The sequence below is a fragment of the Rhizobium sp. PEPV16 genome, assembly GCF_008919455.1.
GTDB lineage: Bacteria > Pseudomonadota > Alphaproteobacteria > Rhizobiales > Rhizobiaceae > Rhizobium > Rhizobium leguminosarum_Q.
This window is the reverse complement of the sequence record NZ_VSZV01000303.1, coordinates 1-16,923: the sequence shown is the minus strand read 5'-3', so window position 1 is coordinate 16,923 and position 16,923 is coordinate 1. Positions and strand designations below refer to the sequence as shown.

Here is a 16,923-nt window from a genome sequence, read left to right as displayed (position 1 = left end):
AGCCGCTCGACGTCCGCTCCTGGTGGTGAGGCGCCGTTCGCAGCACTTGGCTTAACGAGCGGTTTGCCGGCCCGGCGGACAGTACGCCAACGCACCGGCCGCACCATAACATCTATCGAACGAGTGACGAAAGACTCACCTTCAGCCGGTCCGAAAGCCAAAGCCTACCGACGACCAAACCGCTGCGCACTTGACGAGCGGCAGGCCTCCTTATGGTAAAGCTTCAGGCTTCTTCGGCGCCGATCCTGAATGGGTTTTGCCAACCGGTCGTTTTAAAATTCCGCCTCTCGCAGCAGCTCGTTCAGGCGGGTGGCCCATTCCTTGTTGCCATCCCTGAACGGACCAAGCGCATCGCCGGCGGATTCGGAAAGGTCGCTGGCAACCGCAGCAAAGCGGCGGGCCTGTTCACGATGTCCCGCGGCCATATGGCAGCACGCCTGAATGCGCAGAAGCGCCGGCCAGTCAGGCCGCGCCTTTAGCGCCGTACGTCCCGTTTCGAGTGCGCCCTCGACGTCGCCCGAAAAGAACAATGCAAGCATCAGGAGGCTGAACCAAACCCCATTCTGCGGGTCATGGGGGTTGAGTTCGAGGCCGCGAGCCAGGGGTTGCCGCGCGCCGGCCGCATCCCCCGAAAAGAGACGGGCCATGCCGAAGACGAGATACCCCAAGGCGAAACTCGAACCGAGTTCGATGGACCGTTCCGCTGCGAGGATCGCCTGGTCAGCCCTGCCTGTGTAGGCCGACACAATCGCCAGCGCATAGTGCGAGTACGGGTTCCGCGCATCGAGATAGATCGCTCGAAGGGCCGCATCCAATCCTTCCTTCCCGTCCGCGGCGGGGTTATCAGTCCAGCCGTAGCCAATGAGGCCCGCATTGACCCGCGCCCGCCAGATCTGCGCCTCTGGAAGCATGGGATCGAGCTCCGCAGCCTCGCGGAAGAATCGCCGTGCGACAAGGTGGGTGGGCTGCGTGACCTTGTGGAAATTGAATGTACCTTGCCTTACAAGGTTCCAGGCAGTGATGTTGCCGGTGTGCGGAGCTATCTGAAGCCCATGACGCAACAGCAGCTCGGGCTCCACCGCCGCTGCGATCCGCTCGGCGATGGCGTCTTGCACTGCAAATACCTCGGCCACCTGAAGGTCGTAATGTTCGGACCAGACGGTGGCGCCTTTCACTGCGTCGGCGAGGTGCACCGATATCCGGATTTGATCGCGGGTATACCGGATAGCTCCATCCACCAGAAAATCGACGCCAAGTTCGCGCGCGATAGATTGCGGATCCCTCGAGCCATCCTTCCTTGTGAAACTCGCCCCACGTGAGGCGACGCGGAACCATCTGAACCGAACGAGCGACATGATCAGGTCGTCGGTGATACCGTCGGCCAGATACTGTCTTTCTGCATCACCGCCGAGATTTTCGAATGGCAGTACCGCAATCGCCGGCATCGAACTGGTCTGCGCGTGCCATCCGCTTTCGGCTGCGTCGGTCCGGCTCTCCACCGGACCGGAAAATCTGTATCCGACCCGCGGGACCGTGACGATCCATTCGCTGCCGTCTGATGCAGGGCCGAGCAGCTTGCGAAGGGCGGCAATCTGAACGGAAAGATTGCTTTCCTCAACAGTCAATCCCGGCCAAACCGCATCCATCAGGGCCGACTTGGAGACGACACCTCCCTGTGCCGAAAGCAGAGCGGCAAGCAGGGAAGCACCTCGGGCGCCGATAGCGACAGGCCTGTTGTCGCGAAACAGGCATCCGTTCTCTGCAATGAACTCGAAGTGGCCGAAGGCAAGGTGCTGGGTGTTCATGGCCGGGAATGATACGCCGATTTCGCAACTTTTCGGAACTTTTCGGCCCCGCTTCAGGACTTGCGCCGGCTGAGCGCGCAGAGTCTGCTCCAGTGCAACGGCTGAAGTGGTAAGAGAGATGGAGAACGAAGCAACGCAACCGAAAAATCCTCATGGATTCACCGCGAAAGTCGTACGCGGGAGCGGCAGCCATGTCGCCGAGCAAGGGTCGGTCTATCGCTCGGGCGTCTCGGCACAAAGCGTCGGATCAAGCGTGCTGTGGCTGGGGATGATTTCGCTACCGGCAGGCAGACGAACCAAGGCCCATCGCCATGAGGGACACGAGACCGCCCTTCTGATGACTGCGGGCCAAGAAATCGAGATCTGGTCGGGGCCGGAGCTCGAGCAGTGCGAAATGGTTCGCGCCGGTGACTATCTGTTCATTCCGGCCGGCGTTCCCCACGTGGCCGTCAATCGCAGCACCGAAAGCGCCGAGTTCCTCGGTGCCCGCAACGACCCCGCAGCCAACGAGAGCGTCGTTCTGATGCCGGAGCTCGACAACATCGTACCTTAACCACACCGGGAGGTGCACCATGGCCATCATCGAACAACGTCTGGCCGAAATGGGTCTGGAATTGCCCGAACCGTTGAAAGTTCGCGAGGGGCTGCATGTGCCCTTCGCCTGGGTTCGGGTGCGCGGCACCCGCGCTTATATCTCGGGTCACGTCGCGTGCAACCGCGACGGGACATTGGCAGACCCCCTTGGCAAGGTCGGAGCGGATGTTTCGGCAGAGCAGGGTTACGCGTCAGCCCGGCTCGTTGCCCTGGCCCATCTCGCCAGTCTCAAACGTGCTGTCGGAGACCTTGATCGGGTCACGGCTTGGCTGCGCGTTTTCGCCATGGTGAATGTTGCTCCGGGTTTCGATGAGACGCCGCTGGTCACAAACGGCTATTCCGATCTGATACTGGAGCTGTACGGCCCCAACGTTGGCGCCCACGCCCGCTCGTCCATCGGCATGGCCATCCCTTTAAATGCGCCCGTAAACTGTGAAGCGGAAGTCGAAATAGACGGGTGACCGCCGGAACAGGATGATTTTAGGCCAGTTTGGCCTAAAATCATCCCGTTCTACGTCAGATCGTCAGAGCATGATGTCGTCCGATAACCGCTCACACTTTTCGGCATCCTGCTCTAGTAAACGAAGGGATCAACCTCGGCGTGGGCGTCCGCGTCCTTCGGATAGATCACGCCCTTGCGCAGGATGATATTGGCATAGAGCCGGGGCTCGCCGGTCTGGATCACTGCATGGGCAGTCTTCACCCGTCCATAGAAATCCTGGCCGATCAGCGGCACCACCTGCCGGTGCGGTTCGTGGCGGGCACAGCAGTCGATCATCTCCTCATGCACGGGGTCGAGCTTGTCGCGCTCGGCCTTGACGGTCGAGCGGAAGATCGCCTCCGCCACGAAATCGTCGATCGGCAGCACGCTGAGCACGGCGTTGAGAACCGGGATGAGGTGGTGGCCGTCGAGCCGGATCAGCCGGCGGGCATGTTCGACGCCCGGATAATTGCCGTCGACGATGGCGATCTCGTCGCCGTGGCCCATGGCGCGAAGCGTCAAAAGCAGCTCCGGGCTCAACAGCGGATCAAGTCCTTTCAGCATGGTCTACCTCCTTGAAGAGTACGTTCTGGTCGGTGAGGTAACGCGCAAAGATCGGCAGGCTGGCGCCGCCGATGGCGCGCGCCTGGGCGCCGACCGCGCCCTCGATGATTTCGGGCATGACGACGCCCTGCAGGTCGAGCTTGGCGGCTTCGTCGATGGTGGCCTGCACCACGCGGCTGCGCACCCAGCTGGGAAAGCCGCCATCGATCACAGCTGCGCTGAAATCGACGATCGAGGCGGCCGCGACGATCGCCTGCGCCAGCGCCTTGGCGCTATCCTGGATCCAGGCTTCCATCGGTTCGCCGAAATCCACCCAGTCGTCGGCCGAATACCAGAGCGGCTCGGGATCGATGCCGCGCTCGCGCAGCATGTTTTCGAGCACGAAGATCGAGGCGATTTCGAGCAGCTGCTTCGTCTCGCCGTTCTTGCCGCGCACGGGCAGCGGCCCGATCGCGCCTGCCGTGCCGGTGCGGCCGGAAAAGATCGCCGAATTGAGCACGATGCCGCCACCGATGAAGGAGCCGATGAAGAAATAGACGAAATCCGGGTAGGACGGTCCGACGCCGAAGACCAGTTCGGCGCCGCAGGCGCTGGTCGCATCATTCTGCATGAAGACCGGATGGGAGACGCGGGCGGCGATGTCGGCCTGCAGGTCGACGTCGCGCCAGACCTCCATGGCGCCGGCCGGCGCGCCCACCTCTTCGGCCCAGTTCCAGAGCTCGAAAGGCGCGGCGATGCCGAGGCCGGCGATACGGCCGCGCTGCTTGTCGTCGAGCCGGTCTTCCAGCTCCCGGATGCCCGAGGTGACGAAGGCGAGGATTTCATCCGGCAGCGGATAGGCATAGGTCTTATGCAGCTGCATGCGGATGCGGCCGACGAAATCCATCAGCACCAGATCGGCGCTGCGCCGGCCCATCTTCAGGCCGAAGGAATAGACGGCATCGGGATTGATATGCATCGGGATCGACGGCTGGCCGACACGGCCGCGCACCGGTTCCCCGCGCGACAGCAGCCCTTCCTTTTCCAGCACCCGCATGATGACGGAGACGGTCTGCGCCGACAGCCCGCTGCGGCGTGCGATATCGGCCTTCGACAGTGCGCCGTAGAGACGCACCAGCGACAGCACGAGCCGTTCGTTATAGGCTCGCACCCTGACCTGGTTCGCACCTCCGGCCGGATTCAGAATTGGTGGCGGGACCGGCGTGTGTTCCGGTCCATCCAAGGACGACATGGCCGCTCCTCCCGATTGTTGGCCTATGCCCGAATTCGATCGAGCATGCCACATCGAATTAATAATTCAATTGGATTTATTTATTGACAAGCCAATTTCTTTTCGCTCTTAATTGCCGTCGTCAAGGGCACGGGACCGCTGGGAGGCATTAGCGATCCACGGCGAAGTGTCATATCTTAAGCTTCCGGCCCCGCAGGGGCGGCGCCGGCAAACTCTGGGAGGAGTTCCATGAAGAAATCTGTTCTCGCTTTCGGCGCGCTCGCGCTTGGTGTCACCTTTTCCGCTCCTGTCATGGCGGCTGACGTTGCTGCCTGCCTCATCACCAAGACCGACACCAACCCCTTCTTCGTCAAGATGAAGGAAGGTGCGACGGCCAAGGCCAAGGAACTCGGCGTCTCGCTGAAGTCCTATGCCGGCAAGGTCGACGGTGACAGCGAAAGCCAGGTGGCCGCGATCGAAAGCTGCATTGCCGACGGCGCAAAGGGCATCCTGATTGCTGCTTCCGACACCAAGGGCATCGTGTCTTCGGTCAAGAAGGCCCGTGAAGCCGGCCTGCTGGTCATCGCTCTCGACACACCGCTCGAGCCGGCCGATGCCGCCGACGCCACCTTCGCCACCGACAACCTGCTCGCCGGCAAGCTGATCGGCCAGTGGGCCAAGGAAACGATGGGCGACAAGGCCAAGGATGCCAAGGTCGGCTTCCTCGACCTGACCCCGTCGCAGCCGACGGTCGACGTTCTGCGCGACCAGGGCTTCATGATGGGCTTCGGCATCGATCCGAAGGACCCGAACAAGATCGGCGACGAGGACGATGCTCGTATCGTCGGTCATGACGTGACCAACGGCAATGAAGAAGGCGGCCGCAAGGCCATGGAAAACCTTCTCCAGAAGGATCCGAGCATCAACGTCATCCACACGATCAACGAGCCGGCCGCTGTCGGCGCCTATCAGGCGCTGAAGGCCGTCGGCATGGAAAAGAACGTGCTGATCGTCTCGGTCGACGGCGGCTGCCCGGGCGTGAAGTCGGTCAAGGAAGGCGTCATCGGCGCCACCTCGCAGCAATACCCGCTGATGATGGCAGCCCTTGGCGTCGAAGCGATCAAGAAGTTCGCCGACAATGGTGAAAAGCCGAAGCCAACCGAAGGCAAGTCCTTCTACGACACCGGCGTCTCGCTCGTCACCGACAAGCCGGTTTCCGGCGTCAAGTCGATCGACACCAAGGAAGGCACGGACAAGTGCTGGGGCTGAGCCCTGATTGTTGAAAGCAGACCGGCCGGGGCTTGATCCCCGGCCGTTTTCGACGGACGATGTTCCGTCGCCTCACGAACCGGCTAATCAAAGACCGGATGGATATCGGTGACGGCCCCCGCGCGAGTTCGGCGCGCGGATGCGGAGGAGGAACCATGACCGGAACACAGGAATTCGAACGTGTCCTCGACGGCAGCGACAAGAGCGTTGCCTCCTTCGAGCACGAGAATGTCTCGCTGATCAAGCGCGCGCAGCATTTTCTCCACTCGACGCCGGCCGCCGTGCCGCTGATCGTGCTGGTGCTGGCGATTATCATCTTCGGGCTCACCATCGGCGGACGGTTCTTCTCGTCCTATACGCTGACGCTGATCCTGCAGCAGATCGCCATCGTCGGTATTCTCGGCGCCGCCCAGACGCTGGTCATCCTGACCGCCGGCATCGATCTTTCGATCGGCGTCATCATGGTGATCTCGGCGGTTATCATGGGCAATGTCGCCATCACTTACGGCATACCGACGCCGATTGCAGTGGTCGCCGGGCTTGTCGTCGGCGGCCTTTGCGGATTGCTGAACGGCTTCCTCGTCGCCTACATGAAGCTGCCGCCCTTCATCGTCACGCTCGGCACCTGGAATATCGTCATGGCGACGAATTTCATCTATTCCGCCAATGAGACGATCCGCGACACCGACGTCGACGAAAAGGCGCCGCTGCTGCATCTTTTCGCCGTGAGCTTCAAGCTCGGCAGCGCCGTGCTGACCCTCGGCGTCATCGCCATGGTGCTGCTCGTCCTGGTGCTCTGGTATGTCCTCAATCACACCGCCTGGGGCCGGCATGTCTATGCGGTCGGCGACGATCCGGAGGCGGCCAAGCTCTCCGGCATCCAGACCAAGAAGGTGCTGCTGACCGTTTACGCCATATCGGGGGTCATTGCCGGCTTGGCCGCCTGGGTCTCGATCGGCCGTAACGGCTCGATCTCGCCGTCCTCGGCCGTCACCGATTTTAACCTCCAGGCGATCACCGCGACGGTGATCGGCGGCATCTCGCTGTTCGGCGGTCGCGGCTCCATTCTCGGCACGCTCTTCGGTGCCATGATCGTCGGCGTCGTCTCGATGGGTCTCAACATGCTCGGCGCCGACCCGCAATGGAAAGTCCTTTTGACAGGCGTGCTGATCATCGCCGCCGTCGCCATCGATCAGTGGATCAGAAGGGTTTCGGTGTAATCATGGTTCGCGAACCCCTTCTCACCGCCCGCGGTCTCGTCAAGCGTTATGGACGCGTGACGGCGCTCGACAATGCCGATTTCGACCTCTATCCGGGTGAAATCCTCGCCGTCATCGGCGACAACGGTGCCGGCAAGTCCTCGCTCATCAAGGCGATATCGGGCGCCGTCACCCCGGACGAGGGGGTGATCACGCTGGAAGGCCGGCAGGTGCAGTTCCGCTCGCCGATGGAGGCGCGCGACGCCGGCATCGAGACCGTCTATCAGAACCTCGCTTTGTCGCCGGCGCTGTCGATCGCCGACAACATGTTCCTCGGCCGCGAGATCCGCAAACCGGGCGTGCTCGGTTCCATGTTCCGCATGCTCGACCGGCCGGCCATGGAAAAGCTGGCGCGCAACAAGCTGTCCGAACTCGGCCTGATGACCATCCAGAACATCAACCAGGCGGTGGAAACGCTCTCCGGCGGTCAGCGCCAGGGTGTCGCGGTCGCCCGTGCCGCCGCCTTCGGCTCGAAGGTCATCATCATGGACGAACCGACGGCAGCGCTCGGCGTCAAGGAAAGCCGCCGCGTGCTGGAACTGATCCTCGACGTGCGCGCCCGCGGCCTGCCGATCGTGCTGATCTCCCACAACATGCCGCATGTCTTCGAAGTCGCCGATCGGATCCATATCCACCGCCTCGGCCGGCGGCTGACGGTGATCGATCCGAAGGAATACACCATGTCCGACGCCGTCGCCTTCATGACCGGCGCCAAGGCGGTGCCGGCGGAGCCGGTCGCCGCATGAATGCACGCATCGATGAAATCGCCGGCGCAGTTCTTGACCGCGCCGGTCATTCCAAACGTTTTCTGGTCGCCATTGCCGGACCGCCGGGTGCCGGCAAATCGACCATGGCCGACAATCTGGCGGAAGCGCTGAAGGCCAAGGGCGAAAGCGCCGAAGTCCTGCCGATGGATGGCTTCCACATGGACAACGCCATCCTGATCGAACGCGGCCTGCTGGCGCGCAAGGGGATCCCGGAGACCTTCGATGTCCGAGGTTTCCTCGATATCATCCGCGCCGTCCGGTTGGCCGATCAGGAGGTTCTGGTGCCGGTCTTCGACCGCTCACGCGAACTCGCCATTGCGTCTGCCCGCCCTGTTTCCCCCGATCATCGCTTCATCATCGTCGAGGGGAATTATCTGCTCTTTTCGCTCGGCAAATGGGCCGAACTCGAAGGCGTCTTCGACTTTTCGATCATGCTGGCGCCGCCGATCGAGGTGCTGGAGGAGCGGCTCTGGGCACGCTGGCGCGGTTATAACCTGACCGAGGAGGCCGCCAGCGCCAAGGTCTACGGCAACGACCTGCCGAACGGCCGGCTGATCCTCGAAAACCGCCGCCCGGCCGATGTGACGCTGGAGATCGCGCTGGCGTGATGCGGCAGCGATTGTTTTCATGTAAAAGATAGTGCTATCGAGGCCGCAGACGCATCGCTTCGGAGGCCTGCCATGCAATCGATCACCATCCGCCGTCCTGATGACTGGCACCTGCATCTGCGCGACGGCGCCATGCTGGAGGGCGTGATCGCCGATACGAGCCGCACCTTCGCCCGCGCCATCATCATGCCCAATCTCGTGCCGCCGGTCGTCACGTCAGCCGACGCCAAGGCCTATCGCGAGCGCATCCTCAAGGCCTTGCCGGAAGGCCATCGCTTCGAGCCGCTGATGACGCTTTATCTGACCGAACATACCAGCCCCGATGACGTCGAGGAGGGGAAGAACAGCGGCCTCATCACCGCCGTCAAGCTTTATCCCGCCGGCGCCACGACCAATTCGCATGGCGGCGTCCGCGACATGGAAAAGGCCATGCCGGTGCTGGAGCGCATGGCAAAGATCGGCCTGCCGCTCTGCGTCCATGGCGAGGTGACGACGCCTGACGTCGATATCTTCGACCGGGAGGCCGTCTTCATCGACACCGTGCTCGATCCGCTGCGGCAGCGCCTGCCGGAGCTGAAGGTGACGATGGAGCATGTGACGACATCAGATGGCGTCGATTACATCAAGGCGACCAAGGGCAATCTCGCCGGCTCGATCACCACCCACCATCTGATCATCAACCGCAACGCCATCCTCGTCGGCGGCATCCGCCCGCATTATTATTGCCTGCCGGTCGCCAAGCGCGAAAACCACCGGCTGGCCTTGCGTGCGGCGACCGTCAGCGGCGACCCGCGCTTCTTCCTCGGCACGGATTCCGCCCCGCATGTCGATCCGCTGAAGGAATGCGCCTGCGGCTGCGCCGGCATCTACACCTCGGTCAATACGATGAGCTGCCTCGCCCATGTCTTCGAGGAGGAGGGCGCCCTCGAGCGGCTCGAAGCCTTCGTGTCGCTGAACGGCCCGGCCTGGTACGGGCTGCAGCCGAACGAGGAACGCATCACCCTGTCACGGCAGCCCGACCCGATCATCTTTCCCGCCAGGATAGAAACCGGCGCAGGCCCGGTGACGGTGTTCGATCCGATGTTTCCCCTGCATTGGCAGGTGGTTCAGCAGGCGTAAGCTCGCAGAATTCAATTTTAAATAGATTTTTCATCCTAAATCTCGGCGTAACGTTAAACGCGTAACATTTGTATTGTGCGGTGCATCATTTGTTAACGGATGCATAAGACATTCCTCAGCACCGACCCCATGAGCTGCCGACATCATCCGGCGCGGCTGCAGTCGCGGAGGCTGAAAAGCATGATGCTTGACTATAACTCCCTCTTGCTTGCGCTCGGCGTTTCGGCGGCCTGCCTTGCGGTGACGCTGATGGGCAGTTGGCTTGTCCGCCGGGCGGAAACCGTGCTGCTCACCGCCACCGTCGGCCTGGTCCTCGTCGTCAGCGGCATTTTTGTCTACAGCGCCTATGTGACGACACCTGAGAAGTGGTTCGGCGTCGGCAACTTCGTGCTGTTTCATGCCGGTTTCGCCACCATATGGGGTGCGGGCAGACAGTTTCTCACTGGCTACCTGTCCATCCGAGCCATTGCGATCCGCGCGCTCGCGGCGATGATCTTTTCCGTGGTGCCGATGTTATCGGGATATGACGGCCTGGCTTTCATCGCCGACAACCTCGCCATCGCTTTGCTGCTCTTCGCCACCGCGCGGCAATACTGGCTCGCTCGGGCGGAAGCGCCGGCGCCGATCCTCGGCATTACCGCGCTCTATACGCTGACGGCGATCTCTTTCGTGCTTTGCGCCGCCGTGCTGATAGCAGACGGTAAGCTGGTGCTGGGTCACGCCCCCAGCAACTGGGCCGAAGATCTGAGCCTTGCCGTCTGCATCGCCGGCATGACCGGGATCGGTGCGCTGTCGCTGGCGCTGCATCAATGGCGGCTTGCCGCCCGCCATCGTCTCGATGCAATCACCGATCCGCTGACCGGCCTGCTCAACCGCCGCGCCCTTTTCGATCAATACGGCACCCGCCCGATGGGAACGACCACCGCCGTCATTGTCTTCGATATCGACCATTTCAAATCGGTCAACGACCGCTTCGGCCATGCCGCCGGCGACCGCGTCATCAATGTCTTCGCCGGCGAACTTTCGGCCCATTGCCGCACCGGCGACACTGCTGCCCGGCTCGGCGGCGAGGAATTCGTACTGGTGCTGAAGGAGATCATGCCCGGCCGGGCAGAACTGACGGCCGAGCGCATCCGCCGGGCGTTCGAGATGCGCGAGATCCATATCGACGACGAGGTGCTGACATGCACGGTCAGCGTCGGCGTCGCCCCCGGCCGCTCGAAGAGCTTGGATTTCGACGCCATGCTGAGTGCTGCCGACAAGGCGCTCTACGTCGCCAAGCGCGCCGGCCGCAACCGGGTCGAGCTTGCCAGCTACCTCAAGGCGGTTCCCGTCGAGGCAACGCGCACCGCGTCTTGATTCCTGACTGAAACTCTCATATTATCGCGCTCGGCCGGATGCGGCCAGCCGCCCCGCGACGCTTCTGCGTTATGGTGAATGCATCCAGACAACATCCCTCACATCCCTTGCCGTTTGGCGATCGATGGCGAACGGGTCAGCAGACGCGGGCACTGATCTTCCTGTTTGCCGCCAACGGAAGGATGACATCATGCGCGATTTTCGCGATGCCAAGCTCATGGCAAAGACATTGCGGCAGGCCCTTGCCGACCGCGACATTTCGCTGACCCACAGCGAGACGCTTGAAATCGTCGCCCGGCAGTTCGGGCTCGATCAATGGAATATCCTCTCGGCCAAGATAGAGGAGGCGGGTGCCGCCCGCTCGGTCATCGGCATCGAGCCGCCAATGCCGATCTTCCGCATCTTCTCGGTCGAAAAGGCCATGGAGTTCTATTGCGGCTTCCTCGGCTTTCATCTCGATTGGGAGCACCGCTTCGGCGAAAACTTCCCGCTCTATTGCCAGGTCTCGCGCGACGGCATGGCGCTGCACCTGAGCGAACATTCCGGCGACGCCAGCCCCGGCGCCAAGGCCTTCGTCCGCGTCGCCAATGTGCGGGCTTATCACGCCGAACTCTCAGGCAAGGACTACCGCTACATGAAGCCGGGCGTCGAGGAAGCACCGTGGGGACTGGAGATGACCGTCACTGACCCCTTCAGCAACCGCATCGCCTTTTGCGAGCAGACATAGTCCTATGGGATGACTAAGGTCACCGCTTGGCTCCACCTTCTCCCCAGCGGGGAGAAGGTGGCCTGAAGGGTCGGATGAGGGGCCCGCACGGCACATCCTATAAGTTGCCCTTCGCTTACGCTCCGTGCATTCGCGGCTTTGCCGTTCACCCCCTCAACCGCCTGCCGGCACCTTCTCCCCGCTGGGGAGAAGAGATGTGTAGCAACGCCGTGCCGTTTCTTCTTAGCCAGAGCAAGATATATTGGGCGAAAAGTTGCTAGCTGCTTCCTCCAGCTGTCCGGTCTAAAAGGGCGCAACGCCGGCGCTATGGGGTCGCGGGCATGCCTGCCGAGAGGAACAAAATGAAATACCTTCCAGCCTTCGTCCTAACGCTTCTGTCGATTGTCTTCGGATGGTTATTCTATGAAAGGTACTGGAAGTTCCGAGATTGCATATCGCAGGCCCTATCCAGTTGCCTCACTCCCGACGGTGACAATCTAACGCAAGGCGGCTCTCTGTGGGCTGGTTTGGCAGGGCTGTTCTTGTTGCTCGCTGTGATCTCAGCCTGGCGCTCTTTCCGAAGCCGGGATGCTGGCAAATAAGCTGGAGCGGCCAGCTCTTCCGCTTGCTTCTCAAACTATCATCAGCGCCCGCACGAAGGCGACCGAGGCGAGCAGCGAGGCGATGGTCCGCACATGGTTCCACCACGTCCAGTCCCTGACATAGGTGGTCCAGAGCTGAACCGCTTCCGGGCCGTTGCCGCCGACCTTTGCCAGCGAATCGTTCATCGGCACGTTGAAGATGATGGTCGAGAGGAAGGAGGCGAAAATGTAGAGGGCTGCACCCGCCAGCATCAGAAAGGATGCCCCGCCGCGCCAGTCGATCAGGGCGAGCACGGCGATGACAAGGCAGAGGATCGCCGTCGGCACGAAGAGGCCCATGAAGGGCGAGCGGACGATCGTCACGTTGATCGAGTTCATCGCCGCGATGCCTTGTTCCGCCGGAATCCGCGAGAAGGCGGTCATGATGAAGGTCGAGAAGGCGAAGAAGATGCCGGCGACGAGGCCGCTGCCGATCGCCGCGGCCACGAGGGAGATGATGAGAATGATCTGCATGGTCAGACGCTCCATATTCCGGTTGCCGCGGTCCGGCGGGCATATTCGCTGAAATCGGTGGCGGGACGGGCAAGAATTTCGGCGACACCGCCCATCACGCTGGAATTGCGCCCATCGAGCACCTGGCCGAAAAGCTCCTCCAGAAGATCGATCAAGCCCTGCGGCAGGCCGGCGGCCGCAAGCCCGCCGGTGAAATCCGCCATCGACACCTGCTCATATTCGATCGGCCGCCCAGTGGCCGCGGCGATTTCGGCGACTGCCTGGCGGAAGGTCAGCGCTCGCGGGCCGGTCAGTTCGTAAATCTTGTTGCGGTGGCCGGGATCGGTCAAAGCGGCGACCGCCGCATCGGCAATGTCGTCGGCATCGATGAAAGGTTCCCCGATCTCGCCCGCCGGCAATTGCAGCCGGCCGCCAATGATCTGCTCGACAAAGGCGCCCTCGCTGAAATTCTGGCAGAACCAGGAGGCACGCAGGATGGTGGTGTTAATGCCGGACGCTTTCAGCGCCGCCTCGCTCCGCTGCGCGCCCTCTTCGCCCCGGCCGGAGAGCAGCACGATATGCTCCAGGCCGCATTCCCTGGCGACCTTGGCGAGCGCTTCGATCGCTTCCGCTGCCCAGGCGACGGCAAGGTCCGGCTGGAAGGCGACATAGGCGCTCGATGCGCCCTCAAGCGCACCGCGCCAAGTCGACCTGTCCTCCCAGTCGAAGGGCCGTGCGCTGGAGCGTGATGCCGCGCGAACGGTGAGGCCGCGCGCTTCAAGGCGTTTGATGATGCGGCCGCCGGTCTTTCCCGATCCACCGACGAGGACGATTTCGGAAGTCTGCATGTCAAAACTCCTCCCAAACTTTGAAACAAGAGAAACTCTCTTATTTGCAAAATGAGATAATCTCTCTTATTTTGTTTGTCAACGTGGAAAAGGAGAGAGCATGTCGGAACAGCCGGTCGCGACGCGCAGGCGCCAGCAGGAGTCCACCGGCCAGCTGCGCCGCATCCCCAGCCAGCAGCGCGGCCGCGAGCGCTTCGAAAAGATCCTCGCCGTTGCCGCGCAGTTGATCGAGAGCCATGGCAGCGACGGCCTGAAGATGAGCGAGATTGTCGAGAAAGCCGGTCTCTCCTTCGGCGCCCTCTACCAGTATTTCCCGGACAAGACGTCGATCATCCGCACATTGGCCGAGCGCTTCAATGAAGAGGGCCGGCGGTGCGTCGAAGAGGAACTGGCGAAGGTGGCCGACGCTGCGGCCCTGCAGGGCGCGCTTGCCACTATCGTCGACGAATATTACGCCTTCTTCCGCCGAGAGCCTGTCATGCGCGACATCTGGCATGCGACCCATACCGACAAGCTTCTGCAACAGGTCGATGCCGAGGACATGGAATTTCATGCCCAGGCATTTCTCGCGGTGCTTATCCGCCTATGGCCGGATCGCGACCGCAAGGAACTGCTCGCCATCGCCCGGCTGACGATGCAGCTGCTTGCCGCCGCCGTGCGTTATGCCGTTTCGCTGGATGCGGAGGAGGGCGCTCAGGCAGTCGCTCTGTTCAAGAAGATGCAGATCGTTGATATCGGCCGCCTGCTGCAGCAATAGCCCGCCTTTCGTCTGGAAACGGCGGGCTCTTGCTGCTATTCCCGCAAGGATCCAAGCCGAAGGAGAGCCGCATGATCCAGACCACATTTCCCGACCGCGCCGTGATGGCCGAATTGCTGGCCAAGATGCTCTGGGAGATCAAGGCGGTGCATTTTAATGCCGGTCAGCCCTACAAACTCTCTTCCGGCATGGCGAGCCCGGTCTATATCGATTGCCGCAAGCTGCTCTCCTTCCCGCGCATCCGCTCAACGGTGATGGATTTCGCCGCCAGCACCCTGCTGCGCGATGCCGGCTTCGAGCAGTTCGATTGCATCGCCGGCGGCGAGACTGCCGGCATTCCCTTCGCCGCCCTGCTGGCCGACCGCCTCGGCCTGCCGATGATCTATGTCCGCAAGCAGCCGAAGGGCCACGGACGCAATGCCCAGATCGAAGGCAACATGCCGGAAGGGTCGAGGGTGCTGGTCATTGAAGACCTGACGACAGCAGGCGGCAGCATGTTCAAGTTCATCGATGCCATCCGTGCCGCCGGCGGCATCGTCGATCACGGCATAGCGCTTTTCTTCTACGGCATATTCGGCGAGGAGCGCTTTGCCGATGGCAAGGTCAGGCTGCATCACATCGCCACCTGGCGTAATGTTCTGGCCGTCGCCAAGGAGCAGAAGCTCTTCGACGACACGACGCTGTCGGAAGTCGAGGCCTTCCTCGATGCGCCGCTGGCCTGGTCGGGAAGAAATGGTGGGGTTAGTGAGCTTTCGCTCTAGCCGGTTGACAAAAGCTCGCTTAATCGGTTGATGAACGTGCAAGTCCTGTTGGGAGGAATACGATGATTTTGTGCTGCGGCGAAGCCTTGATCGACATGCTGCCGAGGGAGACGACCCTCGGCGAAAAGGGCTTTGCCCCCTATGCCGGCGGCGCGATCTTCAACACCGCGATCGCGCTCGGCCGGCTCGGCATCCCCACCGCCTTTTTCACCGGCATTGCCGATGACATGATGGGCGAAATCCTGCTCGAAACGCTGAAGGCGAGCAACGTCGATTACAGCCCATGCGCCATCACGCCGCGTCCCTCGACCATCGCCTTCGTCAAGCTGGTGAACGGCCAGGCGACCTATGCCTTCTACGACGAGGGCACGGCCGGCCGGATGATCACCACGGCCGACCTGCCGGATCTCGGCGATGATTGCGAGGCGCTGCATTTCGGCGCGATCAGCCTGATCCCCAGCCCCTGCGGCGAAACTTACGAAGCCCTGCTCGACCGCGAAGCTGCAAGCCGCGTCATCTCGCTCGATCCGAATATCCGTCCCGGTTTCATCAAGGACAAGCCGTCGCACATGGCCCGCATCAAGCGGATGGCTGCGAAATCCGACATCGTCAAATTCTCCGACGAGGATCTCGACTGGTTCGGCCTTCAGGGCGACCATGATGCGCTCGCCGCCCACTGGCTGAACCACGGCGCCAAGCTCGTCGTTATTACCAAGGGCGCGGAAGGCGCCTCCGGTTATACCAAGGAGCGCAAGGTGACGGTGCCGAGCGAGCGGGTCACCGTCGTCGACACGGTCGGCGCCGGCGATACCTTCGATGCCGGCATCCTGGCGTCGCTGAAGATGGATAATCTGCTGACCAAGGCCCAGGTCGCCTCGCTCGATGAGCAGGCGCTGCGCAACGCCCTGACCCTCGGCGCCAAAGCCGCCGCCGTCACCGTCTCCCGCGCCGGCGCCAATCCACCCTGGGCACGTGAGATTGGGCTTTAAGCGAGCCAGCCTCTGCCCCTCGCGCTTGCCGCTGGCGTCGCGAGACACGTCAATATGGGAAGGGTGTGCCGTGCGGCCTCATCCGCCTGCCGGCACCTTCTCCCCGAGGGGAGAAGAGATATGCGGCAACGTCTCGATTCCCTCTTCTCCCCAGCGGGGGTCCGAAGGACGGGTTGAGACCGATGGCTCAACCCCGGCAAAGGTGCCCGTAGGGCGGATGAGGGGGCCGGCGAAGCCGGTCTTTCCAACAATACCCGTGCGAGCTTCGATCTCGCCGGCATCGGCTTGACATCATGCTCTGACGCCACGCCAGCCCGGGATTTGCCCTTGCTCAAGCTTACTCTTTCGCGCGGGTGCGTGCCTGGCTTTCCTTCTTGATCGGCCGACCGACCGGGCAGACCTCCTGCACGAACCCGTTGAGCGTGTTGACGAGATTGTTCTCGATCAGGGAATAGTGGACGAACTGGCCCTGTTTCTCTCGTCTGATCAGACCCGCAGCTTCGAGGATGGAAAGATGCTGCGAAACGGCTGGCTTGGACATGCTGAAGCGGTTAGCGATTTCGCCAGCGGTCAGACCCGATGCCGAGAGATAGGCGAGGATCTTCCGGCGCGGCGCACTGGAAAGCGCGTGGAATACCCGCTGGGCGGCGCTGACGGAGCGGCCCTCTACGGCGTCATCGAAAGTCTCTTCGTCCAAGTCCGGTCTCCGTGCCAGCGGCATCATCGCATCGAT

Annotated in this window: 18 protein-coding genes; 12 read left to right on the top strand and 6 right to left on the bottom strand. The window is 62.2% G+C overall.

The features are described from left to right. Positions 1-272 precede the first annotated feature (272 nt). On the bottom strand, positions 273-1,805 hold the full coding sequence (locus tag FY112_RS15865; protein ID WP_151518816.1) for a winged helix-turn-helix domain-containing protein: 1,533 nt from the start codon (positions 1,803-1,805) through the stop codon (positions 273-275). Between the two features lie 118 nt (positions 1,806-1,923). Between FY112_RS15865 and FY112_RS15860 the strand changes: the two genes are divergently transcribed. Next, positions 1,924-2,358, top strand: a complete 435-nt coding sequence (locus tag FY112_RS15860) for a cupin domain-containing protein (protein WP_151518815.1) — start codon at positions 1,924-1,926, stop codon at positions 2,356-2,358. A 19-nt stretch (positions 2,359-2,377) separates the two neighbouring features. Then, positions 2,378-2,860, top strand: a complete 483-nt coding sequence (locus tag FY112_RS15855; protein ID WP_017958795.1) for a RidA family protein — start codon at positions 2,378-2,380, stop codon at positions 2,858-2,860. Between the two features lie 113 nt (positions 2,861-2,973). Here FY112_RS15855 and FY112_RS15850 read toward each other — a convergent pair whose 3' ends face one another. Together FY112_RS15850 and FY112_RS15845 are read right to left on the bottom strand one after the other, a co-directional pair. After that, entirely contained in the window at positions 2,974-3,444 is a 471-nt protein-coding gene (locus FY112_RS15850; RefSeq protein ID WP_017958796.1) for an RbsD/FucU domain-containing protein, read from the bottom strand. Next, a complete protein-coding gene (locus FY112_RS15845) occupies positions 3,428-4,675 on the bottom strand; it encodes an ROK family transcriptional regulator (RefSeq protein ID WP_027666219.1) in 1,248 nt (415 codons plus the stop codon). The genes FY112_RS15850 and FY112_RS15845 overlap by 17 nt, the downstream gene beginning before the upstream one ends. Positions 4,676-4,903: 228 nt before the next feature. On the opposite strand from FY112_RS15845, the gene FY112_RS15840 reads away from it, so the two are divergent. The 7 genes from FY112_RS15840 to FY112_RS15810 all read left to right on the top strand — a co-directional run bounded on the left by FY112_RS15840 (position 4,904) and on the right by FY112_RS15810 (position 11,762). Next, on the top strand, positions 4,904-5,923 hold the full coding sequence (locus FY112_RS15840) for a sugar ABC transporter substrate-binding protein (RefSeq protein WP_017958798.1): 1,020 nt from the start codon (positions 4,904-4,906) through the stop codon (positions 5,921-5,923). 155 nt (positions 5,924-6,078) lie between these two features. Beyond that, positions 6,079-7,143, top strand: a complete 1,065-nt coding sequence (locus FY112_RS15835) for an ABC transporter permease (RefSeq protein WP_151518814.1) — start codon at positions 6,079-6,081, stop codon at positions 7,141-7,143. Positions 7,144-7,145: 2 nt separating this feature from the next. Next, a complete protein-coding gene (locus FY112_RS15830; protein WP_151518813.1) occupies positions 7,146-7,928 on the top strand; it encodes an ATP-binding cassette domain-containing protein in 783 nt (260 codons plus the stop codon). Then, complete coding sequence (locus FY112_RS15825; protein ID WP_017958801.1) at positions 7,925-8,557, top strand: nucleoside triphosphate hydrolase; 633 nt, start codon at positions 7,925-7,927, stop codon at positions 8,555-8,557. The genes FY112_RS15830 and FY112_RS15825 overlap by 4 nt, the downstream gene beginning before the upstream one ends. 72 nt (positions 8,558-8,629) lie before the next feature. Beyond that, positions 8,630-9,676 carry a dihydroorotase gene (pyrC, locus tag FY112_RS15820; RefSeq protein WP_017958802.1) on the top strand — a complete coding sequence of 349 codons (1,047 nt, stop codon included), beginning with the start codon at positions 8,630-8,632 and terminating at the stop codon, positions 9,674-9,676. A 180-nt stretch (positions 9,677-9,856) separates the two neighbouring features. Further along, complete coding sequence (locus tag FY112_RS15815; RefSeq protein WP_131619476.1) at positions 9,857-11,035, top strand: GGDEF domain-containing protein; 1,179 nt, start codon at positions 9,857-9,859, stop codon at positions 11,033-11,035. A 190-nt stretch (positions 11,036-11,225) separates the two neighbouring features. Then, positions 11,226-11,762, top strand: a complete 537-nt coding sequence (locus FY112_RS15810; RefSeq protein ID WP_131627919.1) for a glyoxalase superfamily protein — start codon at positions 11,226-11,228, stop codon at positions 11,760-11,762. A gap of 611 nt (positions 11,763-12,373) precedes the next feature. Here FY112_RS15810 and FY112_RS15800 read toward each other — a convergent pair. Together FY112_RS15800 and FY112_RS15795 are read right to left on the bottom strand one after the other, a co-directional pair. After that, positions 12,374-12,871, bottom strand: coding sequence for an anthrone oxygenase family protein (locus FY112_RS15800; RefSeq protein ID WP_181018226.1), 498 nt, complete (start codon positions 12,869-12,871; stop codon positions 12,374-12,376). Beyond that, entirely contained in the window at positions 12,859-13,683 is an 825-nt protein-coding gene (locus FY112_RS15795) for an NAD(P)H-binding protein (protein ID WP_151518812.1), read from the bottom strand. The genes FY112_RS15800 and FY112_RS15795 overlap by 13 nt, the downstream gene beginning before the upstream one ends. A gap of 100 nt (positions 13,684-13,783) precedes the next feature. Between FY112_RS15795 and FY112_RS15790 the strand changes: the two genes are divergently transcribed. The 3 genes from FY112_RS15790 to FY112_RS15780 all read left to right on the top strand — a co-directional run bounded on the left by FY112_RS15790 (position 13,784) and on the right by FY112_RS15780 (position 16,190). Continuing rightward, positions 13,784-14,440, top strand: a complete 657-nt coding sequence (locus FY112_RS15790; RefSeq protein WP_131627925.1) for a TetR/AcrR family transcriptional regulator — start codon at positions 13,784-13,786, stop codon at positions 14,438-14,440. Between the two features lie 71 nt (positions 14,441-14,511). Beyond that, on the top strand, positions 14,512-15,201 hold the full coding sequence (locus FY112_RS15785; RefSeq protein ID WP_151518811.1) for an orotate phosphoribosyltransferase: 690 nt from the start codon (positions 14,512-14,514) through the stop codon (positions 15,199-15,201). Between the two features lie 62 nt (positions 15,202-15,263). Further along, positions 15,264-16,190: a carbohydrate kinase gene (locus FY112_RS15780; RefSeq protein WP_131627929.1), complete on the top strand. Its 927-nt coding sequence runs from the start codon at positions 15,264-15,266 to the stop codon at positions 16,188-16,190. A gap of 337 nt (positions 16,191-16,527) precedes the next feature. Here the strand turns inward: FY112_RS15780 and FY112_RS15770 are convergent, their stop codons facing one another. Beyond that, entirely contained in the window at positions 16,528-16,887 is a 360-nt protein-coding gene (locus FY112_RS15770) for a metalloregulator ArsR/SmtB family transcription factor (protein ID WP_151518810.1), read from the bottom strand. Positions 16,888-16,923: the final 36 nt, after the last annotated feature.